The sequence below is a fragment of the Haliscomenobacter sp. genome (assembly GCF_041740695.1).
Lineage (GTDB): Bacteria > Bacteroidota > Bacteroidia > Chitinophagales > Saprospiraceae > Haliscomenobacter.
Genome location: NZ_JBGSLK010000132.1, coordinates 1 through 23398, shown reverse-complemented (window position 1 = coordinate 23398; position 23398 = coordinate 1). Strand labels below are relative to the sequence as shown.

At 47.9% G+C, this 23398-nt stretch carries 16 protein-coding genes; 7 read left to right on the top strand and 9 right to left on the bottom strand.

Annotation, left to right across the window (positions count from 1 at the left end):
• Positions 1 to 174 precede the first annotated feature (174 nt).
• Positions 175 to 1656, top strand: coding sequence for a magnesium chelatase (locus tag ACEW9O_RS26140; RefSeq protein WP_373553176.1), 1482 nt, complete (start codon positions 175 to 177; stop codon positions 1654 to 1656).
• Between the two features lie 108 nt (positions 1657 to 1764).
• On the opposite strand, the gene ACEW9O_RS26135 is transcribed toward ACEW9O_RS26140, so the two are convergent.
• Together ACEW9O_RS26135 and ACEW9O_RS26130 are read right to left on the bottom strand one after the other, a co-directional pair.
• On the bottom strand, positions 1765 to 2586 hold the full coding sequence (locus tag ACEW9O_RS26135; protein WP_373553175.1) for an aminoglycoside phosphotransferase: 822 nt from the start codon (positions 2584 to 2586) through the stop codon (positions 1765 to 1767).
• Positions 2583 to 3893 (bottom strand): AAA family ATPase, encoded by a 1311-nt coding sequence (locus ACEW9O_RS26130; RefSeq protein WP_373553174.1) that lies wholly within the window; start codon positions 3891 to 3893, stop codon positions 2583 to 2585. Before ACEW9O_RS26130 ends, ACEW9O_RS26135 begins: the two co-directional genes overlap by 4 nt.
• 117 nt (positions 3894 to 4010) lie before the next feature.
• On the opposite strand from ACEW9O_RS26130, the gene priA reads away from it, so the two are divergent.
• The 3 genes from priA (at position 4011) to ACEW9O_RS26115 (ending at position 7105) form a co-directional block, all read left to right on the top strand.
• The gene (priA, locus tag ACEW9O_RS26125; RefSeq protein WP_373553173.1) at positions 4011 to 6482 is read left to right on the top strand and encodes a primosomal protein N'; all 2472 of its coding nucleotides are present in this window, start codon (positions 4011 to 4013) and stop codon (positions 6480 to 6482) included.
• Positions 6483 to 6626: 144 nt separating this feature from the next.
• On the top strand, positions 6627 to 6824 hold the full coding sequence (locus tag ACEW9O_RS26120) for a hypothetical protein (protein ID WP_373553172.1): 198 nt from the start codon (positions 6627 to 6629) through the stop codon (positions 6822 to 6824).
• Entirely contained in the window at positions 6791 to 7105 is a 315-nt protein-coding gene (locus tag ACEW9O_RS26115) for a hypothetical protein (protein ID WP_373553232.1), read from the top strand. The genes ACEW9O_RS26120 and ACEW9O_RS26115 overlap by 34 nt, the downstream gene beginning before the upstream one ends.
• A gap of 40 nt (positions 7106 to 7145) precedes the next feature.
• Here the strand turns inward: ACEW9O_RS26115 and ACEW9O_RS26110 are convergent, their stop codons facing one another.
• Both ACEW9O_RS26110 and ACEW9O_RS26105 read right to left on the bottom strand, forming a co-directional pair.
• Entirely contained in the window at positions 7146 to 9842 is a 2697-nt protein-coding gene (locus ACEW9O_RS26110; protein WP_373553171.1) for a 3-coathanger stack domain-containing protein, read from the bottom strand.
• Between the two features lie 185 nt (positions 9843 to 10027).
• The gene (locus ACEW9O_RS26105) at positions 10028 to 11557 is read right to left on the bottom strand and encodes a hypothetical protein (RefSeq protein ID WP_373553170.1); all 1530 of its coding nucleotides are present in this window, start codon (positions 11555 to 11557) and stop codon (positions 10028 to 10030) included.
• A gap of 291 nt (positions 11558 to 11848) precedes the next feature.
• Here ACEW9O_RS26105 and ACEW9O_RS26100 point away from each other — a divergent pair, with 291 nt between their 5' ends.
• Positions 11849 to 13123: a hypothetical protein gene (locus ACEW9O_RS26100; protein ID WP_373553169.1), complete on the top strand. Its 1275-nt coding sequence runs from the start codon at positions 11849 to 11851 to the stop codon at positions 13121 to 13123.
• A 26-nt stretch (positions 13124 to 13149) separates the two neighbouring features.
• Here the strand turns inward: ACEW9O_RS26100 and ACEW9O_RS26095 are convergent, their stop codons facing one another.
• From ACEW9O_RS26095 to ACEW9O_RS26075, 5 genes are all read right to left on the bottom strand, one after another.
• On the bottom strand, positions 13150 to 14316 hold the full coding sequence (locus ACEW9O_RS26095; protein WP_373553168.1) for a PLP-dependent aspartate aminotransferase family protein: 1167 nt from the start codon (positions 14314 to 14316) through the stop codon (positions 13150 to 13152).
• An 81-nt stretch (positions 14317 to 14397) separates the two neighbouring features.
• Complete coding sequence (locus ACEW9O_RS26090) at positions 14398 to 15288, bottom strand: hypothetical protein (protein ID WP_373553167.1); 891 nt, start codon at positions 15286 to 15288, stop codon at positions 14398 to 14400.
• A gap of 175 nt (positions 15289 to 15463) precedes the next feature.
• Positions 15464 to 17824, bottom strand: a complete 2361-nt coding sequence (locus ACEW9O_RS26085; protein ID WP_373553166.1) for a prolyl oligopeptidase family serine peptidase — start codon at positions 17822 to 17824, stop codon at positions 15464 to 15466.
• 250 nt (positions 17825 to 18074) lie between these two features.
• Positions 18075 to 20216, bottom strand: a complete 2142-nt coding sequence (gene feoB, locus ACEW9O_RS26080) for a ferrous iron transport protein B (RefSeq protein WP_373553165.1) — start codon at positions 20214 to 20216, stop codon at positions 18075 to 18077.
• Between the two features lie 35 nt (positions 20217 to 20251).
• Complete coding sequence (locus ACEW9O_RS26075) at positions 20252 to 20467, bottom strand: ferrous iron transport protein A (protein WP_373553164.1); 216 nt, start codon at positions 20465 to 20467, stop codon at positions 20252 to 20254.
• Positions 20468 to 20882: 415 nt separating this feature from the next.
• On the opposite strand from ACEW9O_RS26075, the gene ACEW9O_RS26070 reads away from it, so the two are divergent.
• Entirely contained in the window at positions 20883 to 21848 is a 966-nt protein-coding gene (locus tag ACEW9O_RS26070; protein ID WP_373553163.1) for a PorP/SprF family type IX secretion system membrane protein, read from the top strand.
• A gap of 191 nt (positions 21849 to 22039) precedes the next feature.
• Positions 22040 to 23296 (top strand): SUMF1/EgtB/PvdO family nonheme iron enzyme, encoded by a 1257-nt coding sequence (locus tag ACEW9O_RS26065; RefSeq protein ID WP_373553162.1) that lies wholly within the window; start codon positions 22040 to 22042, stop codon positions 23294 to 23296.
• The last annotated feature ends 102 nt before the right edge of the window (positions 23297 to 23398 follow it).

Below are 23398 nucleotides of genomic sequence, written 5' to 3'. Positions count from 1 at the left end.
GCTTCCTATTCAAAAGCCTCAAAAAAAATCGGGAAGTAATTTTTTGCGTCATACAAGGCTTAAAATTAAAGTTTTTGCAGCAGAAATGTCGATTGTTTAGACTGGGGTCAAAACTATATCGATTTTCAATCGTTTTCTTTTCTTCTAACAAGCTTTTTAAACGCTTCCGCACAGATGAATTCCATTACTACACTAGGTGCCTTAAAGGCCAGCAATTATCGTGCAAAATCGGTAAAAGAAGAACTCCGGGCCAACCTGATTGACAAAATCAAAAAACGGGAAACAATTTTTGAAGGCGTGATTGGCTTCGAAGATACGGTTCTACCCGATATCGAACGCGCAGTGCTTTCCCGACACAATATTTTGTTGTTGGGCTTGCGTGGCCAGGCCAAAACCAGGATTGCCCGCCTTTTGGTCAATCTCCTGGATGAGTACATTCCCGTAGTTGGTGGAAGTGAATTAAATGACGATCCGCTGAATCCAATCTCGCGTTACGCCAAAGATTTGATCGCCGAAATGGGCGACGATACTCCCGTGGAGTGGATGCACCGCAGCGATCGGTATGTTGAAAAACTGGCTACCCCCGACGTAAGTGTGGCCGACCTCATTGGCGATGTAGACCCCATCAAGGCCGCAACGCTCAAAATGGCCTACTCCGATGAGCGCGTGATCCACTTTGGACTCGTTCCGAGGGCGCACCGCAGCATTTTTGTGATCAATGAATTGCCGGATTTGCAGGCGCGGATTCAGGTATCCTTGTTCAATATTTTGCAGGAAGGTGACATCCAGATTCGGGGTTTTAAACTACGTTTGCCGCTGGATATCCAGTTTTTGTTTACGGCCAACCCTGAAGATTATACCAACCGGGGCAGCATCATTACGCCGCTGAAAGACCGGATTGAAAGCCAAATCCTCACCCACTACCCGAAAACGATCGAAATTGCCCGCAGCATCACCCAGCAGGAAGCCAAATTGACGGCAGAGCAACGTGCGCAGGTATATGTGCCGGATTTGTTGCAAATTTTGCTGGAACAAATTGCTTTTGAAGCGCGGGACAGTGAATTTGTCGATTCAAAAAGTGGGGTCTCAGCGCGTTTGACCATCTCAGGTTACGAAAACCTGGTCAGTACTGCTGAACGCCGACTGTTGATCAACCGGGAAGACAAAACGGTAGCCCGCCTCACCGATTTCTGGGGGGTGGTGCCCGCCATTACCGGGAAAGTAGAGTTGGTATACGAAGGGGAGCAGGAAGGCCCTTATCTGGTGGCCATCAACCTCCTGGGCAAAGCGGTGAAAAAATTGTTCCTCGATCATTTCCCCGATCCCGACAAACTGCGCAAAGGCCGCGACCGCGATCCATACGGAGTGATTCGCGCCTGGTTCAGCGGTGGCAATGCCCTCAACTTGCTCAACGACATGAGCGACAAGGATTACCGTGCCGCCCTGGATGGTGTTGCTGGCCTACGCAAATTTGTAGAATCCAACCTCCCACAAGTGCAAGGCGATGAGCAGTACCTCTATATGGAACTGGTGCTACACGGCCTCTCGGAATTTCAGGTGATCAGCAAGGATATGTTGGAATCGAAGTTGTCGTTCCGGGATACTTTGGCGGATATGCTGAGCTCGGATGATTTGTTTGATGAGGATGATAATTGAGGAGATGGGATCGGAGTAGTGTGATCGATATAGTCTGATCGATATCGAAAGGGCGGCACCCTTCCTTGGAGGGATGTCGCCCTTTCAGGGCTTATCCGTTGTGGGGGTTTACCATGCTAATGCTTCGGGGCAGGTTAGGAAGAGATCGTCTAAGTCAGGGTCGATACTTGCCAATAACCCTTCTTGATGACTTCTTTGCATTTCTTTCCAAACGCTGGGATGAGCTTCTTTTTTCAATTGCTCAACCATTTTATCGAGCTGACTGTCAGGAGCGTTACTCTCTTTTTTGGTACGATAAAAACCAAGCCTGCTTTTGTAGTTTAGGTAGGCGTTTTCTCTAGCTTCTACAAGGTATTCCCTTTGGAGATTCAGCCGCAGTACAGTGTTAATCGTATAGTCTGCTCGGAGGTGTTCTCGTGTGCCTTCAGGGGCAATGATTTTAAAGTGGAAAGACATTAGGTCTAGTCTGCAAAAATCCAGACCATTTTCTAGTCGAGGGTTGATGAGTACGCTTGAATCATGGGGTGGTTCTTGATCAGAATTTAGCACCACCATATCCCCATTGGCAAGAAACACAGCAAACTGGTTATTTTTAGGGCCGTTGCATGGGCCGCAAGCATACAGGTAGTTTAGCCACTCATAACACTTATCAGGAAATAAATCTTTGGGATAAATGTGTTCAACTTCGTCGGCAACGGAATCTTCACAATAAGCACAGCGACGCGCACCAGGGCACATATCAGAAAGGACTTGGCGAATGGCTTTAAAAGTTGGATTGTTCGGTTTATTGCGACTGGCAAATCCAGGTATAGTCTTACGCTTCACCAAAGCTTGTTTGGTGGCAAAGTCGCCAATGATCTCAGCCTGGTAAGCACGGAGTTGCGCCAAAACTTCATCAGATGGGGTAAGATGTGCAGGCAGTTGTATCATTGAGCTTTAGGAGCATTTACTTTAAAAGTTGGCAGTATGGCTTTGAGCTCTTCAAATTCAAGCTCTTCTTTTTTGTTGATAAGCCCCAGCATCGATTTTTCATACAATTCTCCAAGCCGATTGCGCTTCAACGCGGCATCTTCGCTGATGCTGACGTTGTCCCCAAATGCTTCTGTACCATAGGCATCTAAAATATTCCCATAAATGAGTCTTTTTCTGGCGATGCCAGTAATTTCACCTGATTCTTCATCTGAGCCTGGAGCAGCCAAATGCCAGATACTGCCTTTTTCACATGCACGGCATACGAGCGGGCTGTGGGTGGTGACAATAAATTGAATGTTGGGAAAGTATTTGGTGAACCATTGGCCGATGCGGGTTTGCCAGGAGGGGTGGAGGTGGGCGTCGACTTCGTCGATAAGGACTACACCAGCTAAATCAATAATTAGGTCATTTTGCCTAATTCTATCAAAGGTCCGAGCTTCACCATAAGTTTTAACTAGTTGTCGGATCAATTCAAAAAGCATGCTAAGCATTGAACGATAGCCATCACTCAATTGGGTAACATCAATCTGAAAACTATTTGAATCTTTAAAAAAGACGCCCTCTGATGTTACATCATGAATAATTACTCCATTTGGTAAAAGATTTCCAGCATTAATGAATTTTTTGATTGCTTCAAGAATATTGATGGCATTTTTATCTTTCTCAAGACTTTGAAATTTCATATGTGAAAGCCACTCTATGCTCTCAGTCAGGGCAACATCTTCTCCAAAAATTGAAAGATGGGCTGCAGCTTTAGGGTTAGATCTATATACTTTGGACCATTCTTTTTCCCCGCCTGTAAATCGGCGAAAAGGACCAAATGCCGCTGAAAACCAGCCATATTCCCCACTCCAAACATAGCTTGTAGGGCTAAACAAACCGTCAGTATTATCTTTGATTTTTCCAAGCTCAAAACCGGAATTAAACTCTTTGAAAATTTTTATTTTAGCAGGTGTAATATCACCTGTAGGATGGAATAAAGATACCTGTGAAACCTGTGCAATCATGTCATATTCGGAATCCAATTGAATTGAAAGGGATACATCCGCTTCATTTTCTCCCTTCCTAATCCAATCAATAAGTGGTAAACGAAGCGCCTGTGCATCCCTTGGCCCAATCAAACACAATGAAATTGCCCGCACCACGCTCGACTTTCCGCTCCCGTTATCCCCAATAACCACATGCCAGCCTGCAGGCTCCTCAAACTCCATTTCAAAATGATCAATGGAGCGGATATTTTGGATGCTGACCTTTTTGATGTACATGCTTTCGATTCGTTTTATCCAAGTGTCAAACAAAGTTATACTTTTTACCCTAAACAAACCAGCCTTGTTGCAGGAAGTTTTTTATCTTTCCACTCTCAAAACAATTTGCGTCACAAAATGTCCGAACTGCATCCCACGGCCCTGGCCAATACCTACGTCACCGTCATCCTGCCCATGGCGGTGCCCAAACCGTACACCTACGCAGTGCCCGAAGAATGGGTCAGCAAGGTACAAGTTGGGGTACGGGTAGAGGTGCAATTTGGCCCCAAGCGGCAGTACGCAGCGCTGGTGCTGGACGTATTGACCGAGGCACCTGGCCACAAAACCAAAGCCATCCTTTCCGTCATCGACGATACGCCAATCATTTGGGCGGAACAATTGCGCTTTTGGCAATGGGTGGGGCAATATTACAGTTGCACCCTCGGCGAAGTGATGCACGCCGCCTTACCCGCCAACCTGAAACTGGCCAGCGAAACCACCATTACCCTCAGCCCTTTGTTTGAGGGCGACATCATGGAACTGGAAGACAGGGAATACCTCATCGCCGAAGCCTTGACCATTCAACACGAACTCACACTAGAGCAAGTCCGCGATATTTTGGGCATCAAAACCATCTATCCCCTGATCCGGGATATGCTGGACAAACGCATCATTTACCTCAAGGAAGACCTCAAGGAAAAATTCAAGGCCAAAACCGTCGCCTGTGTGCGCCTGCGCGAACCCTACGTCAGCCACCCCGAAAACCTGCAGGACGCCTTTGACAAACTCAGTCGCGCCACCCGCCAGGTGGAGGCACTGATGGCTTATTTACAATTGGCGCGGGGTCAGGAATTTGTCCGCCGCGATGAATTGTACAAAATGGCCAAGGTCGATGCCAGTGTGATTGCGGCTATGGAAAAAAAGGAAATCCTGGAAGTGTACGAACGGGAGGTCAGCCGCATCGGCGGCTACGAAGACGAAATTGTCGAAGCGGATGCTCCCAGTGAACAACAAGTACGCTCCATCGCCGAAATACAAAGCCATTTTGAGGAAAAAAATGTGGTGCTGCTGCAAGGCGTAACGGGCAGTGGCAAAACCCGCGTGTACATCGAACTCATTCGGGAAGCGATGCGGCGCGGCGAACAAACCCTGTACCTCTTGCCCGAAATTGCACTCACCACCCAAATCATTGATCGCCTCAAACGCATCTTCGGCGATCAGGTCGATGTGTACCATTCGCGTTTGAGCAACAACGAGCGGGTTGAAATCTGGAACCGCACCAAAGAGGGAAAAGCCCTCGTGCTGGGCGCACGCTCAGCCTTGTTTTTGCCCTTCCGCAACTTGAAATTGGTCATCGTTGATGAGGAGCATGACCCCTCCTTCAAACAACAAGACCCCAATCCGCGCTACCAAGGCCGGGATGCGGCTATTTATTTGGCACAATTGTTTAGGGCAAAAGTCCTGCTCGGTACTGCTACCCCTTCCATCGAATCTTTTTACAATACCCAGGTCGGCAAATATGGCCTGGTGAGTATGACCGAACGATTTGGCGGCCTGGAATTGCCAGAAGTTGAAATCGTCGACCTCAAAAAAGCCCAAAAAGCGGGGACGATGCAATCCCTTTTTACGGTCGACTTGCTCAATGCGATGAGGGTCACTTTGGAAAAGGGTGAACAAGTTATTTTGTTCCAAAACCGCCGGGGTTACGCCCCCATTTACAAGTGTAGCACCTGCAACTGGACCTGTGAATGCATCCACTGCGATGTGAGCCTGACTTACCACAAAGGGCAAAACAACCTCAAATGCCATTATTGTGGCTACCAAACCCAATTGCCCAAAGAATGCCCAGCTTGTGGCAGCAAACAACTGATCGTGCAGGGCTTTGGTACCGAAAAAATCGAAGATGAACTGAAAATATTCATGCCCGAAGCGAAAATTGGGCGGATGGACCTGGACACGGTACGCAGCAAAAATGCCCATGCCAAGATCATCAACGATTTTGAAGAAGGGCGACTGAATGTACTGGTGGGTACCCAAATGGTGACCAAAGGGCTAGATTTTGAAAAAGTAGGCCTGGTGGGGATACTCAGTGCGGATCAACTGCTACAATTCCCCGACTTTCGGGCTGGAGAACGCGCTTTCCAATTGATGTTGCAAGTGGCAGGCCGCGCAGGCCGCAAACACAAGCGTGGCAAAGTCATCATTCAGGTACAAAATGTAGCCAATCCGGTGATCAAAGAGGTATTGAACAACGATTTCCGTGCATTTTACACCCGGGAAATCATGGAAAGGCAAGAGTTTTTTTACCCACCCTTCTACCGCTTGATCCGCATCACCCTCAAGCACAAAAAGCCCGAGGTCATCAACGCCGCCGCCCAGAAATACGGCAATTTTTTGCGCAGCAAACTGGGTGATCGCCTGCGTGGCCCGGCCGTGCCCTACGTCGGTCGCGTACGTTCCTATTTCCTGATCGATTTTTTGATTAAATTAGAGCGCAACAACAAGTTGATTGCCAGTACCAAAGATTTAATCGCGGAAGCTGAGCATTTTTTGCTGAATGAGGAGGGTTATTCCAGCATCAAAATTGCGGTTGATGTGGACCCGATGTAATTTGGGGTAGGTTGGGGCAGCCACTTAGGGCTGCCCGTACAGGGCCTTCCATTCCCAAGCATTACCGCCAACCCATGGATTTATCCGTGGGAGGCTACCATACAAAACCAACCCATGACTTTAGTAGTGGGACAAGCGATCGCAATGAAACAAAACATCTTCCTCTTCCTCTGCACCCTCTACAGTGCCACCCTCCTCGCCCAGGAGCCCCTCTACCGCATGAGCAGCGACAAGCCACGTTGGACCACCTTTGAAAATCCCAAAGCCACTGTTGGAGCAGGCGGCAGTGGTCTTTTTACCGTTTTCACATTCCCGACCCCATTTATTTTCAGCAAAAATTGAGGGCAACCATTCAGGTGATTGGTGGCTATTCTCGGGATCAGGTGCGGCAGATGATCAAAGATGGACATGCATTGAAGCCTATCTCGGTCGCCTATGACAAAGGTTTTATGAAATTATTGGAGGGCAATCCGCCTGCCCTTGATTCACCCAACTTTCCAGATGGTTGGGTCAATTTTTATCGACAGGAAGATTATTGTGCTACGGCCTATTTTTACCTGGACAAACCAGTAAATGGGCTGCCTGCACTGGCTGGGGTGAGTGACCGGACAAAAGGGATGTAAGGGGTGTAGAGACGCAAAATCCTGCGTCTCTACATACGCTTTACTTCACCACTACAAACTTTTCAGTAGTCGCTCCATGCGCACTTTGCAACAAGAGTAAATAAATACCCGGCTTAAGTTCCGTGGTATTCAACTCGTGCCACTGCTCACCTTTGGCAGTTCGATTGCCTGGGGTAAGGGTACTCACCAGCCTCCCATCCAGCGCCCGGACTTGCAGGTTATACCAATTTTCTACTGGCAAATTAATCTGGATGGTCATCCGATAAGTAGCTGGATTGGGGAAACATTTCATACTTGGGGTGGCATCTACAGTCGGTAATTCTTGGTCCGGCCTGCTGCTCAAAGATGGTGCTTCCATCAAATTCATGTTACAATCCTGAATGGCGGCCACAAAAAAGCTGCCCGGTACAGCGCGGAAATTCTCCTTCAGCCTGATGAAATTCCCGGCGTGGTAGACCACACTAGACCCCACAGCGATCGTAGCATCCGATTCAATGAAGTCTTTGGCCAGGTACAAACCACTTGGCGTAGTGCCACTCAACATCAGATTGAGCGGACAAGCCGTAGTCAGCAGGTTGAAATAATCGGTGGTATACATCCCCCGGCCATGTGATGCGGCGGATACCAAATGATCGGAACTGCGGTATTGCAACATGTCGACTCGCACGTTTGCCAAACCAAAGGTATTGGTAGGGAACCATTCAGTTCTACTGCCATTTAGAAAATCGGTGGTCCAAACCCCCAGTTCGGTAGCAATCAAAGCCTGGGTTGAATCAAAGGGATGAAACATGGCCCAACGCACCGGCATATCGGGCAGGTCACCCTCTACTTGCGTCCAGTTGTTGCCTCCATCTCTCGTTTCGTAAATGCTGATGCTCCCATAACTGGAAGTGGTGACCAAAAGGTGGTTGTCATCTCCGGCCTCCACATCAATGCTGGAAACGTAGGTGGAAAAAATGGAATCAAGTAGCGTAACCGTCACTGCACCCGCCTGGTTGGCATTGTCGATGCGAAAGATTCGGCCTCGGGTAGTGCCGACAAAAAGCCGATGTGCAGTATTTGGCGAGATCTTGATGTGACTAATTTGCCGACCATTGAATTGGGTAATGCGTTCGTAACTGACCGTATTGGCCCCACCCACATCAACCACTCGCCCCAGGGTGTCCTTGGCATCCGAAAAATAGAGGATGTTGTTAACATCGTCGAAATCAGAAGGAGTAATGAAGAGGGCCGCCTCTTTGGTTGGCAATAGGTCAATCGAAGTGGCAAAGCTATCGGTTGTTAGGTAAAAACGGCGATTCTGGGAGCTGGCAATTTGCAATTTGGCATTGTTCTGGTCGATGAAACAAAAGCCACCATCGCCCCCTTTGGGTTCGTCCGTCACACAAATTCCAGGGCAGGTGAAGCGTTGGGTGCCGTTGTCCTGCGTACCCCCCAACATAAAATTGCTGCCCGCCGTTGGGTGGAGCGCTGTTGAATAAAACTGGGTCACATTGTAGCCATTGTTTTTGGCCGTTAAGGTGGGCATTGCCGCGGCTGCATTGAGGGAACGATACACTCCGCCATCATTGCCAAAAACCACCTGATCGGAATTGCCCGGGCGGTACGCAATGGCATGGTGATCGGCATGGACTCCGGCAACAACCGTCCAGGTACCGGCCCCATCGGCGGATTGGTACAAATTGTCGCTGCCGATCCAGACACGATTGACATTGTTGGGGTCAACGGCCATGATGTAGGCGTACCAGCAAATGGCGCCCATACCCGCAGGACAGCTACGTGGCGTCCAACTTGCTCCGGCATCTGTGCTGACCAACACATTGAGGCAGGTATCGCTGCTGGCTGCTGAGAAGGCTGCATAAAGAGTATTGGCTGCCCCAGGTGCAGTAGCAATTTCAATTCTACCAATGTTTCCAGTTGGAAAATCACTGTCTGCCAGTAGCGTCCAGGCATTACCCGTCAAGCGAAAAACGCCTGCCCCATTTACGGTAGCATACAAGGTGCCATCGGCAGCCCTTTCCAGGTCTTGGACATTGCCATTTAAAACTGGTACAGCGCCGGCATTGAAGGTGCCGTTGGCATCCGTTGATCGGAACAAGCCCATGGAAGTTGCCACATAAACCAGCCCAGCATTGTCAATTACGATTTTATTGATGGCATTAAAACTGGCATTGACAAATGGCAATTGTTGCCAGTTGTTGCCGCCATCCATGGTACGCCACAGGCCCATACCCCGCACACCGCCATTGGGTTGAGTGCCTTCTTCCCCCGTTCCGAAGAAGATCAGGTTAGGGGTCGTTGCGCTTTGTGCAATGGTGGTAATGGCCAGATTGGAAAAGTAGTCATCAATGTTTACCCAAACCGGGGCTGCGGCATCAATGTCATCGGTACGCCAAAGGCCCCCGGATACACTGCCCGCCCAGATCCGTTTCCCTGTAGGGTCATTGGCATCGATGAGCAGGCCCCGGGTACGACCACCCACATTGCTGGGCCCGCGTTCATACCAATAGATGGGGATGAGCCCCGAACGCAGGTGGCTGTCTTTGCGGCGTTCCTGGGCAATACGTGCGGCATCGAGCAGTCGCTCGCGAGGTACGATGCCCGTGCCGGGATCGTGAGTCATCAGCCATTCCTGGTAAAAACGCCCTTCGATTCGTTCTTCTTTGCCTTCATCCTGCCCATAGCCAGGGATCAGCAAACCAAGGGCCAGCATCGACAATAAAGCCAGATGTTTCATGGTTGCAAGGTTTTGGAGCTTGTTTGATTTTTTTGTGTGAAGCGAAAACGAGACCATTTTTGCCCAAATGAGGCACGAAAAGCGGAGTTTAGCAGCGCTAAATGAGCATTTTCGGAACGAAATTTGGGCAAAAATGGGCCGTTTGCAGCCGAACAAAAAAATTAAACAAGCTCATAAGATGAAGACTAATTTTTGGTTTTTACCTGGAGCGCAGTTTGCAGCGCATCGATTTGTTTTTGTTGTTCCAAAATCAGGAGCAGGAGTTGTTCCACTTTTTCTACCAAAAGCCTTTGGGTTTCACCAACTGCTACACCGTCTTGTTGTTTGATTTGTTGGGCGGAAGGCATACCCGGCAAGTGACCATTTGCAGTGATGAATTGTTGCCATTCCTTTAAATTAGGCTGCTGATAATTTGGGTCAAAAACGTAATCAGGCCAGTTGCCGCTCAGTTTTACCACTATTTCTTCGGCTATAGCGCTACCACCGATGTAGAGTTCATGCCCGCCAGGGGTGCTAGTCGTAGCAATGGCTACTTTACCAGTCAGGGTGGAGGTGCCCGTTACATTGAGGTTTTCGCCGATGCCAACACCACCGCCTACCACGAGTGCTCCGCTTGTCGCGTTCGTAGAACTGGTCGTGCCGCTTACTTTCAGGGCATTGCCTACATTGAGGTTTTCACCAATTCCTGCACCACCGGTTACTACCAATGCGCCAGTTGTGGCATTAGTAGATGTTGCATTGCTGTTGACTTTTAAGGTGCTGCCTACATTCAAATCCTGGCCGATACCTGCGCCACCAGCTACGACCAATGCTCCAGTTGCTGGTGTAGTTGAGGCCGAAATGTCATTGATTTTGGTGAGGCCACCGATGGTCGCCGTTTGATTGACATTCAGGTCTTCATCTACTTGTAGGTCTTTGCCAATTTTGGCATCGGTTCCTACCATCAAATTGCTGCCGATGCCAGCACCTCCGGTGACCACTAAAGCGCCCGTAGCCGGGGTCGTTGAAGCTGTAGTGTTGTGGATCGTGGTAATGCCATTGACATCCAAGGTGCTATTGATTTGTGCATCGCCATTGACGTCCAAAAGGGCGGCTGGCGTTTGGGTGTTGAGGCCAAATTTGCCGTCTTTGGTAATGATGCCACGGGGCAGGTCGCTGCTGATGAGTACCACATTTTCGGGATTGCGGGTGCCTAAGGTGTTTTTCACCGGGCCAACCACATTGCCGCCAACATGCCAGTCCTGATCAATGTTGTCGATGGTACAACGGCGTTTTTGTTCAGAAGTAGTATGCGAAAACACGGTGAAATAGCCATAGGTTTTGCCCAAAATGTCGAGGTCTTCCAGCGCTCCAGGCCAGGCATTCAGTGGGCAACGGGAGAAAATTTCAGTAGTACAAGTAGCCCCTCCGGGGTCAGTAACTTTGAGGTAAATATAGGTGCTAAAAACGGCACCTGGGAGCGCTGATGCTTTGATTGCCAGCAATTGTGCATTGTTGACGCTGGGAAAAGAAACGACCGGTTGAGTGAGTTTTTGATCGGAAAAGACCTCCACTTTTACATTGTTGGTGCCAAAATAATAGACTTCAATTTCGGTAAAAAAGTCTCCGATACATTCGCAGGAATCTACATCACAATCACTGGCGATGTTTTGGGTTCGTGCATAGGGCAAACAAAATAGGAAGCACAAAAGGAAGGGAATTAAAGCATTTTTCATGACTTAGGTTTTTATAGGTTAACAGGTGTTGATGATTGCTGTAAGGATCAGGTCGGGTCTTATTTCATGAAAAAAGCAAAGACAGTACAGGGGCTAAAGCCTGCTGTAGGTACGGATGAGGATTGTGCGTTAACGCGTTAGAATGGATGTAGCAAATTGCATTCTTTTTGCATCTTAATCAAATATTATTTGTATTCATTTGAATGCATAGAAATCAAATACGGCAAGTTGTAAATTGAGAATAATTTGTATTTTCGTTAGTGCTCATCACTTACCACCTAAAAAACACCAATGGAAGCCACACCATACCCTAAGATTCGTTGGACTGGCCTGCAAAAATTCATCTTTCGCTTTTTGGCCATTTATTTTGCCCTCCTGATTGTTCCAAGTGTTTTAGGACTGTTTTGGTCCGTTTTTCCTGGCGACTATTGGTTCAAACTCATTCAATGGACTGGGAAACACGTCCTGCACATTCCATACGACATTACGGTAAAGCCCAATGGTAGCGGGGATACCACCTACAATTATGTTGAGGTTTTCCTGAATCTTGTTTTGTCCCTATTGTTCACCCTGACTTGGAGTATTGTGGATCGGCGGCGCAACGACTACCATCAGTTGTATTATTGGGCGCGGGTACTGGTGCGTTATTACCTGTTTTACACGATGTTGCAATACGGCTTTTTTAAGGTGATCCAACTACAATTCCCCTTTCCTTCACAGGGTGAACTCCTGCAACCTTTGGGAGATTCTTCGCCAATGGGCCTGGCCTGGAATTTTATGGGCTATTCCAAAGGGTACAACTTTTTTGCGGGCTTTTTGGAAATTTTAGGAGGCTTTTTGTTGTGTTTTCGGCGTACAGCCACCCTTGGGGCTTTGATTGTAATGGGGGTAATGAGCAACGTGGTGGCCATGAATTTTTGTTTCGATATTCCGGTCAAACTATACTCCATTCATCTGGTTGCGATGGCTTTGTATGTGCTGTGGCCCGATGCCATCCGATTGATTGATTTTTTGATCCTCAATGAACCAGTTTATGCCCGGCGCTTTATTGCGGTGTTTTCGAACCAAGGGTTAAATTTGGCACGGATCATTTTTAAAATTTTATTCATTGGGGGACTGATGGTCTATTCCTTCATTCAATCCAAGGGATACCAAAAAGAGTTTGGCGAAAAAGCGCCCAAACCTCCCTTGTATGGCATGTATGAGGTGGAAACTTTTGTCCACAATGGTGATACTTTACCACCCTTACGCACGGATACCATGCGCTGGCACAAGTTAGTCATCGGCTTCCGGGATCGGGCCATGGTGCGGACGGTGAGTGACAGTGTCCGAGGCTTTGAATTTAAGGTTGATGAAAAACAACAAAGCATTCGTATGACGCCTCAGCGAGATACCCTGCAAAAATTCAAGCTGACTTACGAACAACCCACCAAAGAGCAGCTGATTTTGCGGGGGCAATCCAAGCGGGATACTTTATTGATCAAAATGCGGACGATTGATCGGAATTCATTTTTGTTGGTCAATCGTGGGTTCAATTGGATCAATGAATTTCCGTTTAACCGGTAGTAGAGACGTAAGATCTTACGTCTTTACTAATGGGACGCCCGCAAAGCCTGATCGATATCCGCAATGATATCATCCACATGTTCCAAACCCACGGAAATGCGTACCGTGCCCGGATTGATGCCCACCGCTGCTCGCTCGGCTTCGTTCAATTTGCTGTGCGTAGTGGAAGCGGGGTGGGTTACGATGCTGCGCGTATCGCCCAGATTGGAAGAAAGGGAACACATTTTGACTGCATTTAAAAAAGCCTGACCTTGCTCCAGGCCACCTTTCACCTCAATGGTGACAATGCCGCCGCCCATTTTCATTTGTTTGAGCGCCAGCTCGTGTTGAGGATGTGAAGGTAGGTATGGATAAATGGTTTTGGCTACTTCGGGGTGTTGTTCCAGGAATTGCGCCAGTTTTAAGGCATTGCTGCAATGCCGCTCCATGCGCACGGCCAGGGTTTCCAAACTTTTGCTCAGTATCCAGGCATTGAATGGCGACATGGCAGGACCCGTGTGGCGACAAAAGAACCGAATGGGCTCGATGAATTCGGCTTTGCCCACCACAATCCCGCCGAGCACCCGGCCCTGGCCGTCCATCCACTTGGTGGCGGAGTGTACGATCAAATCTGCGCCATAATCCGTAGGCGTTTGTAGGCAAGGGGTGGCAAAACAATTGTCGATGTTGAAGATGATGCCGTGTTTTTTACACAGCGCCCCAGCTTTTTCCAAGTCGATCAGAGCCAGACCAGGGTTGGATGGAGATTCCAGCACCAACATACGAGTAGTGGGTTGAATGTAATGCTCCCAATTGTCGATGTCTTCGGGATCAACATAAGTATAGGTGATGCCCCATTTGGGAAAAATTTGGGTCAAAATCTGGTGGGTTGAGCCAAAAACGGCTCTTGAAGCCAAAACGTGGTCGCCAGAACGCAACAAGGCTGCCATACTGGCAAACACGGCTGCCATCCCGGAAGCGGTCGCAAAACCTTCTTCCGCCCCTTCCAATTGGCACACTTTATTGATGAATTCGTCTACGCTGGGGTTATTGTAGCGGGAATAAATGATGTCATCGTTGAGGCCGGCAAAGGTATCGGCCATCAGTTCCGCGTTCGGAAAAGTGAAACTGGAGGTGAGGTACATCGCGGGGCTGTGCTCGCGGTAGTCGGTGCGGTCCATTTGCCCGCGGATAGCCAAAGTCTCTGAATGCATCTTTTTCTCAAGTTTAAAGGCACAAAGAAGCAAGTTTTTTTGGAGAAAAATGGTTCCAATCAGAGAAGATTTAGCAAGAATTTAAGATTTAGGCTCATTGCCTGCTGCTTTGATGTTGACCAGTTTTTTCAATAAATCGAACCAGAATGGCGCGCCAAGCGATACTGCCAGGGCTGTTACGATCCAACCCAGGATTTTGATCACCCAATCGCTGGGCGTCATGCCTTGCAAGTCTTCCGGATGCCAACCTAGGCCGAGCGGAGAATTGGCTTGCTGTAATTCATCCTGAATCAGGTGATTGACCTGATCCCATTGTTGTTGCACAGTGCCGCCCGTTTGAATGTCCAGTTCATTTTTTTCAGCATAGGCTTCGGCCATGGTCACAATTTCCTTGAGTTCTTCTGGATTGGATTCCAGGCGTTGGTACACAGAAATGGTATCGGCATTAAAAATGACAGCGACGATTAAACCAACAAAGGTGACCAAAATCTGGATGTTGCGCTTGTACCAACCCGCAGCCCGATCCATGACGTCGTTGAACCAGCCCTGGATTTTTTCTTTGAAGGCATCCAATTCGTAGCCCGCATCATTGAGCAATTGTTTGAGCACCTGCTTGAGCTCATCGTTTTGGATTTCTTCAATTTTTTGCATCAGTTTACCCGCATCGTCCCCTTTCAGGATGATGTCCATCACGATGGACTGGAAGTTTTCTGAACTGAGGTAGGAGGGGGGCCGGAGTTTGGAATTGCCGCGGTAGTTGCACAATTGTTTGTACAAGGCATTGCCTTTAAAAGCTTGAAATAGCTCCCCCTGCTTTTGCCCATTGGCCAACATATTTTTGATGGCTTTTTCCAGGTTTTGCCCACGCAGGGCCAGCATGGAAGAAATCAACTCCATAATGGTCGTCACCAACAAGCTCAACAACAAAAGCAAAAAAACAAGTCCAATGACTACTTGAATGAGTCCGATCATGTTGTTAGGTTTTTGGGCATTAAAAAATAAGTGCTCATTTTGCCAAAGGATTAGATGAGAAAACGCTTCATTTCAAGTGTCTTATCTAATCCTTTGACTCAAGAAAAATGAGCACTTATTTTTGCCCCACTACATAGATGGGCTGAAAGTTAAGGTTTATCCTTTGGATTCGGTACTATTTCAACGTCTCCTCAAACAACTTGAAGATCCGCTTGTACTCATCCGCCCAACTACTTGGCTCAATAAACCCGTGGTCCTCCATCGGGAAAACGGCCAAATCCCATTTGTCTTTCTTCAATTCAATCAAACGTTGGGACAAACGCACGACATCCTGAAAATGCACATTCACATCCACCATGCCGTGCAACATCAACAAGTTGCCTTTCAGTCCTTCCGCAAAATAGATCGGTGAACTCCGGCGGTAAGCGATGCTGTCCTCCACGGGCGTATTCAGGATATTGGCGGTATACCCATGGTTGTAGTGCGCCCAATCGGTCACTGAGCGCAAACCCGCCCCACTTTTAAAGGTTTCTGGTGCGTTAAACAAGGCCATCAAGGTGATAAACCCACCGTAGGAGCCGCCGTAAATCCCGATGTTTTGGGCATTTACTTTGTGCGTGCTCGCCAGGTACTTGGCCCCATCTACCTGGTCATCCAGGTCTTTGCCCCCCATGTGGCGGTAGATGCCTGTACGCCAGTCGCGACCATAACCCGCGCTTCCCCGGTAGTCCACATCCAACACGGTGTAACCCCGATCCACCAGGAAATTGTGGAACATGTACTCCCGTGAATAACTGCTCCACCAGTTGTGTACGTTTTGCAGGTAACCAGCTCCGTGTACAAAAATCACCGCTGGGCGGCTAGGTGCAGGTTTGTTGGGTTTGTACAAACGCGCAGGGACTTTCACTCCATCGCGGGCGGTAAACCACACAATTTCAGGCACCCGCCAGGCATAAGTTTTGAAGGTACTGCTGAGCGAATTGGTGACTTGTTGAGCCGTCGCGCCTGCTTGATTGGGCATCCAATAGAGTTCCCAAGGCTTATTGCTGTAGGAGTAACGGATGGCCAGAGTACTTTCATCCGGCGAAAGACTCACTTCATTACCTCCTTTGAGGCTGGTGATTTTTTCCAATTTTCCTCCTGCCACGGGCAAACGGTAAAAGTGGCGCTCGTGTGGCCCATCGGCACTAGCGGTGACAAAAAAGGATTTGCCATCGCGAGACAGGTTGCTTTCCAGGATTTCAAAATTGCCGCTCGTCAGGGCTTTTTTTACGCCAGTTTTGACATTTACAGTATACAGGTGAGAAAACCCCGTTTCTTCCGATTGAAACCAGAGGTGTTCATTATCCGGCAGCCAACCGATGTCACCACCGCCAAAACCACTGACCCCGGGGCCACCAATCCAGGCGTCGTCGTGCTGGCGATCCAGTTGTTTGAGTTGCCCAGTAGCCAGGTCGAGGAGCAGGATCCAACGGTCTTTGTTGTCCTGTGCGCGTAGCGAAATGACCGCTTTGCCATCTTCTGAAAACAGAACATTGGTGTAGGATACCTCACGCGGTTTGTCGTACTTGGGGTTGTAAGGTTTTTCTCCCTTGTGGTAGTCTTTCAGAAAGGCTGGTTTGTCATAAATGCCTTCCAGTTTTTTGGTGTCTACCATATAAAAGGTGTCGCGGGTACGGTCGTAAATGCCAAACTCGTAGGTGTCTTGAGGTGTACCAACTTTCGAGCGGGCGATCAGGTCGCTGGTGTAGCCAGATTCAGTTACGTAATTGGGCACATCCGTGCTTTTGGGCTCGGCGCGTTTGGTGTAGCGGAAAGTGACGAAGCGCAGGTCGGGGCTGGCTTGTAAGCCACTCAGGAATTTGCTGCCGTAGTTGATCTCACGGGCGCGTTTGACTTCGAGCGCTTTATTCTGGCGCTCGCGGATGTCGCGTTGGCCTTTGCGCCAGCTCAACACCTCAAATAGATCTAGTTGGTCTTCCTTCAGCCAGGTTTCATATTCGAGCGGCTTAGGAGTTGGCCGGGCTGGCGTATTGCGGAAGTTGGTCAATTGCGCAATGCTGCCCGTGGCGCTGTCCCAATGGTAGAGGTTGTTGTTGCTTACCCAGGTTAGGCCTTTGCCGTCTCTCGTAAACCGTGGGCCACTTTCGTTGTCAAAGGTATTGGTGATTTGTTGCTCCTTGCCCGTGGTCAAATCGAGCAAAAAAACATCGCCACTACGGCCAAATACCTTGCGCCGATAGTCTTTGCTGTATTCGCCATTGCCCACCATTTTGCGTTGCTCTTCCAGAGTGACTTTTTCGGGTTTCCCATTGGGCAACACCACTTTGTACAGGCTACTCAGCGTGTCCATCGTCGGATTCCAACTGAAATAGATGGTTTTATTGTCTTCGCTCCAAAAAACATTTTCGGGTGAAAAACCGGTGAACCGATCGCCGAGCATAATTTGGTCGATGCTTAGGGCAGCGGGGGATTGCGCTTGGGCCATCAGCAGGCAAAAAATCCCATAAAATAGGGTGGTAGAAATTTTTTTCATGTCAGTTGTCAGTGAATGTATGTAGTATGGCAAAAATAAGTGTTCATTTTTTCTAAGCCAGAGGATTAGATAAGAAACTTAAAATGAACCGTTTACTTATCTAATCCTCTGGCAAAATGAACACTTATTTTTTTATCGCCCTTGTAGCTGACAAGATCGAAAAAAAATGGAAGATGGGAAAAAGGAAAGCGGGATTGATGCCGAATGGGAGGATTGAGCAGTTGAATGACGATTATCCAAATAAAAAACCTCAACTCAACCACATATACGCCAACCAGCTACTCAAATACGCCAGCCCCGTCATAAATGCAAATTGAATCAGTGGCCATTTCCAGGATTTCGTCTCCCGTTTGACCACCGCAATGGTACTCATACATTGCATGGCAAAAACGTAAAATAACAATAACGATAATGAAGTAGCTGGACTGTAAATCAACTCTTTGGTGATGGGATCGCGTTGCTTGGCCATTTTTTCCCGAATGGAGTATTCGTCATCCTGATGGCCGATGCTATAAATGGTAGCCATGGTAGCTACAAAAACCTCCCGGGCCGCGAAAGAAGTAATCAAAGCAATGCCAATTTTCCAATCAAAACCCAGTGGTCGAATAACTGGTTCAATGAACTTGCCCAATTGCCCGGCAAAGGAAGCTTCCATCACCTGAGCATCGATCAAATCCTGCGTAGCCGTTTCATCCAGATTTTTCAGTTGGGCGCTGCGCCGCGCTACTTCTTCTGCCCGGTTGATCGCTCCTGGCGGGCCAAAGGAAGACATGAGCCAGAGCACCATGCTGATGATCAGGATAATCCGCCCGGCTTCAAAGGTGAAGGTTTTTACTTTTTCCCATACGGTCAGCCACACGTTGCGCATGACTGGCAAGCGGTATTCAGGCAATTCCAGCATCAAGTAGCTGGTTTCATTGGTGCGCAAGATCAATTTGAAAACCAAAGCAGCCAGCAAAGCAGCAGCAATCCCTAACAGATAAAGCCCCATAAAGGCCAGTGCTTGTAAACTGACAAATCCAACCTTGGTAGGAGGCACCACAAATCCAATTAAAACCGTATACACAGGAATCCGCGCCGAACAACTAATAAAAGGAGTAACCAAGATGGTGATCAACCGCTCTTTCCAGTTGCTGATGGTGCGGGTACTCATGATCGCGGGAATCGCACAGGCACCACCCGAAATGAGTGCCACCACACTGCGCCCATTGAGGCCAAAAAACTGCATGATGCGGTCAAACATAAACGCTGCACGCGCCATGTAGCCCACTTCTTCCAATAAGGATATCAGGAAAAATAGGATGGCAATTTGCGGTACAAAAACCACCACACCACTCAAACCCGTCACAATCCCTTCAGTCAGTAAATCCGTCAGCCAGTGTTCAGGCAGGTTGTTTTGTAGGAAAGTATTGAGGCGACCAAAAGCGCCTTCGATAAAATTCATAGGCAATTCAGCCCAAGTAAACAAGGCGTGAAAAATCATCAACATCAAACCAAAAAACACCACTGGCCCCAAGAAGCGGTTGGTCAGAAGATCATCCAGTCTTTCTGTAAAACTGGCTGAACCTTGCCCGTCTTTATCCCGGGCTTGTTGTACAATCGGGGTAAATTGGTCGTAGCGCTGCATGGTTTCATACACTTGCAACTGCAAATCCTGAAAACCAGTATTAGCGATGGCCTGCTCAATGACTGCTTTTTGAACGGGTGTTAAAAAAGGCAACCATTTGATGTGGTGCGCCAATAACACCAATTGATAAGGGGTATAGCCCGGAAAATCGCCTTGTATTTGGGTAATCAATTTGGCTTCTTCAGGTGCCAAACGGTATTGGGTGCTGTCGATGGGTACATTCGTGGCAGGTGCCTGAGCCAATAAATCAACGAGCATCTGCTTCAATTGCCCAAGTCCTTCACCCGTGCGTCCACTGACCAAGAGCGTAGGGGCACCCAATTTGCGACCGAGTTTTTCTAGGTCGTATTGCAATCCTTCTTGTTCCGCTACATCGGCCATGTTGAGGGCAAGTAGCACTGGAAGACCCAGATCTTTGAGCTGGCTGAATAGCAGGAGGTGTTTTTCTAACTTGGTGACATCGGCAATGTACACGATGGCATCCGGGTAGTTTTCGTTGCCCGGCTGTACGAGGCTTTGTACAACCAACTTTTCATCCTTTGAGGTGGGGTAAAAACTATAAGCGCCGGGAAGGTCAATCAGCTTGGCGCGGATACCACCAGGAAGTTCCAGCGTACCGGTTTTTTTGTCAACTGTAACACCAGGGAAGTTGCCTACTTTCTGTTGTAGGCCGGTGAGTTGATTGAAAATCGAAGTTTTGCCACTGTTGGGGTTACCAATAAGGGCAATCTTTGGTTCAGGAGCGGGCGACAGAGCTGGTTTCAAACCTTTGACAGAACTAGAGAAAGAATGAAATAAAGTTAACGTACCATAATGATGCAAGCTTCCGATCGGCGCAAAGCAATCAAAAGATTGTCTGCTTTGATGTAACACCCGCCGCCAAATGGGGCTGGACGTACCATCTCAATCTGGGTACCTGGTAAAATACCCATAGATAACAGCTTGCAAGCCATGCAGTTATCAGTAAAATGAGAGACATGCCCTTTGCTGCCAACTTTTAATTTGGCCAATTGCATTCCGGTATTTGTAGTTGCGACCACGAGTACGCTTATTTTGATTTAATCTAAGTAACAATTCTGGTGCAAAATAGATCGTTTTTTTTCTTTTTCTACTAACAAAAATCATCGTTTGGCGAAAATTACCTAGCATGAGGTAGTTACCCCTATACCTAATGTTAGGTACTGAATGAAAGAAACTACAGAATTATTGGGTTTTTATCGCTTCTTTGCCAACTCAAGTCCGCAGAATATGTTTTCCCAAAGGCAAGGCTTTTTAACGAAGTATGGGTTAAAATTTGCCCTTCAAATTACATTAATTAATTGTGATTTGGTACTTACGGTCAATTTGTACTATTTTACTTCCAAAGATCAGCGCGATGTGGTGTTGTGCAAAATTGAGCTGTACGACAGGCTTTGATCGAAAACTCGAACTATGCGTAAACTTCACACCCTCATTTTGGGCATTTTGTTAGGTTGCACCAACCTCTATGCCCAACAATCGGCACAGTATACCTTGCATATGCTGAGTCCTTATTATTGGAACCCTGGTGCGGCAGCTATTGATCAGGATCTGAGTATTACGGCCAGCATTCGACAACAATGGGGAGGCTTGCCGGGTGCGCCCATGTCACAGTTTGCCTTGTTGCAGGTTCCGTTGCCCCAATTCCGTGCGGCCTTCGGCGTGAAGTTTGAAAATGATGAACTAGGCGCCCAGCGCAACAGCAATCTGATGCTCAGCTACAATTATCAGTTGGAATTGGGCGAAGCCATCATTGGTTTGGGCGTATCGGGTGGTTTTATGCAGTATGGCCTGGATGGATCCCAATTGCGGGCCCCAGATGGCACTTATCAGGACATTTTAATCAACCACAACGACGCCATACTTTCTGCTGGAGCGATGAGTGGCATGGCACCAACTTTTGATCTTGGCGCTTATTACCAAAGTGAAAAATGGAACTTTGGCCTCGCCGTGCGCAATGCGACTGCGGCAAGTATCAAGCTCAGTGAATTTGACCTAAATACGACACGAACCATTTTTTTTAATGCCCAAACTTCCTTTCCTTTGGGAACCAGTCTATTGTTTCAACCATCTGCCATAGTACGTACGGATTTAACACAAATACAAACTGACCTAGGTTTGTTAATTCGGTATAATGACAATATCTTTGGCGGCGCTTCGTTTAGAGGGTATAATTCCAATAGCATTGACGCTCTTGGTTTGATCGCAGGAGCAAAACTAAATGAGAAGTTGAGCGTGGCGTATGCTTACGATTTGATTCTCTCGCCGTTGCGTGAAGTAAGCAATGGATCTCACGAGTTGAGGGTGCATTACCGCATCCAACAGGGGATTGGAAAAGGGCGCAAGCCTAAAATCATCTACAATCCTCGGTTATTATAAGCGGAAAAATGTACTTTAAACTTTTTTTGATTCGCTAAAATAAGCAGCATGGGCTTCGCGTTTGAGCTATCGGATTGTTAAACTTAGGGCGAAACGCACCAATTAACTTTTTTTGAATTTCTAAACGATCTATATTTACGCAGCTTTATATCGAAGCTGTTTAAAGTCTGAAGGAAAACTCGGGTATTAACATGAAAAACGTACTCAAGCTTGCACTAGTTGCGCTGGTATTTGTAGCGGTTGCTTGCGGAAAGCAAGAAAGCGGAGAACTAACCGGTGTTCTCGACCGTCCGGTATGGAAAGGAATTAATCCATATGGAATGGTCTACGTCCCCTCTGGCACCCTGTTGGTTGGACCCAGCGATCAGGATGTCAGCAACACCTTTGTTCAGCGTCCCAAACAAATCTCTATCCAAGGGTTTTTTATGGACGAAACTGAAATTACCAACAATGAATACCGCCAGTTCGTATACTGGGTAAAGGATTCAATTGCTCACACGATTCTGGAGCACTTCCTTGAAAGTGACGAAGACGATGCCGACGAAGGCCGCATCGACTGGGAGCAAGAAATCGATTGGGAAGATCCCGATGAAGCCCTTGCCGAAATGTACTATCAGGGCGATGACCGTTTTGCGGGCAAAAAAGAAATTGACGTTCGTAACCTGAAGTACAAGTACACTTGGTACGATTGGAAAAAAGCAGCTAATGACCGTGGCCGCTCTCCTCGCAACGAATTCATCAAAGAAAAAGAGGTAAATGTTTATCCCGATACACTGGTATGGGTGCGCGACTTTGCCTATTCGTACAACGAGCCTTATGCTCGGAACTACTTCTGGCATCCTGCTTTCGATGAATATCCCGTAGTGGGCATCGACTGGCACACTGCCAATGCATTTTGTTACTGGCGTACCATGTTGTGGAACAAAGCAACTGGCGAAAGTAAAGACGGTCAAAACACCGAAAATTACCGGCTCCCCTTCGAACACGAATGGGAATATGCCGCTCGCGGTGGTCGTGATCGGGCAATGTATCCTTGGGGCGGCCCTTATATCCGCAATGCCAAAGGTTGTTTGTTGGCCAACTTCAAACCAGGTCGTGGCAACTATCCTGAAGATGGTGGTTTCTACACCGTTCGCGCCGATGCTTACTTCCCCAACGATTACGGCCTGTACAACATGGCTGGCAACGTTTCGGAATGGACCAATACAGCATACTATGAGAACGCTTATTCTTTTTTGCACGATTTGAACCCTGATATCCGTTACGATGCCGAGGATGACGACACTCCAGAAAATAAGCGTAAAGTTATTCGGGGTGGTTCCTGGAAAGACATTCACCACTTCCTTCAGACGGGTGCACGTAGCTACGAATACCAAGACACTACCAAGTCTTACGTAGGTTTCCGTTGTGCACTTACCTTCTTGGGTCGTTCCATCAACGATTTCTAATCCACATCTGGATCGATAAAGCGAAAGGATACTGCACACTTGTTGTGTAGTATCCTTCCGCTTTGTGGAAAAAGTTGAATGCTTCGGCTTCGCTCAGCATCC

Excerpts from the sequence above, each read along its gene's own strand:
- ACEW9O_RS26140 (WP_373553176.1), top strand. The coding sequence starts at position 175 with ATGAATTCCATTACTACACTAGGTGCCTTAAAGGCCAGCAATTATCGT.
- ACEW9O_RS26135 (WP_373553175.1), bottom strand. The coding sequence starts at position 2,586 with ATGATACAACTGCCTGCACATCTTACCCCATCTGATGAAGTTTTGGCG.
- ACEW9O_RS26130 (WP_373553174.1), bottom strand. The coding sequence starts at position 3,893 with ATGTACATCAAAAAGGTCAGCATCCAAAATATCCGCTCCATTGATCAT.
- priA (WP_373553173.1), top strand. The coding sequence starts at position 4,011 with ATGTCCGAACTGCATCCCACGGCCCTGGCCAATACCTACGTCACCGTC.
- ACEW9O_RS26120 (WP_373553172.1), top strand. The coding sequence starts at position 6,627 with ATGAAACAAAACATCTTCCTCTTCCTCTGCACCCTCTACAGTGCCACC.
- ACEW9O_RS26110 (WP_373553171.1), bottom strand. The coding sequence starts at position 9,842 with ATGAAACATCTGGCTTTATTGTCGATGCTGGCCCTTGGTTTGCTGATC.
- ACEW9O_RS26105 (WP_373553170.1), bottom strand. The coding sequence starts at position 11,557 with ATGAAAAATGCTTTAATTCCCTTCCTTTTGTGCTTCCTATTTTGTTTG.
- ACEW9O_RS26100 (WP_373553169.1), top strand. The coding sequence starts at position 11,849 with ATGGAAGCCACACCATACCCTAAGATTCGTTGGACTGGCCTGCAAAAA.
- ACEW9O_RS26095 (WP_373553168.1), bottom strand. The coding sequence starts at position 14,316 with ATGCATTCAGAGACTTTGGCTATCCGCGGGCAAATGGACCGCACCGAC.
- ACEW9O_RS26090 (WP_373553167.1), bottom strand. The coding sequence starts at position 15,288 with ATGATCGGACTCATTCAAGTAGTCATTGGACTTGTTTTTTTGCTTTTG.
- ACEW9O_RS26085 (WP_373553166.1), bottom strand. The coding sequence starts at position 17,824 with ATGAAAAAAATTTCTACCACCCTATTTTATGGGATTTTTTGCCTGCTG.
- ACEW9O_RS26075 (WP_373553164.1), bottom strand. The coding sequence starts at position 20,467 with ATGCAATTGGCCAAATTAAAAGTTGGCAGCAAAGGGCATGTCTCTCAT.
- ACEW9O_RS26070 (WP_373553163.1), top strand. The coding sequence starts at position 20,883 with ATGCGTAAACTTCACACCCTCATTTTGGGCATTTTGTTAGGTTGCACC.
- ACEW9O_RS26065 (WP_373553162.1), top strand. The coding sequence starts at position 22,040 with ATGAAAAACGTACTCAAGCTTGCACTAGTTGCGCTGGTATTTGTAGCG.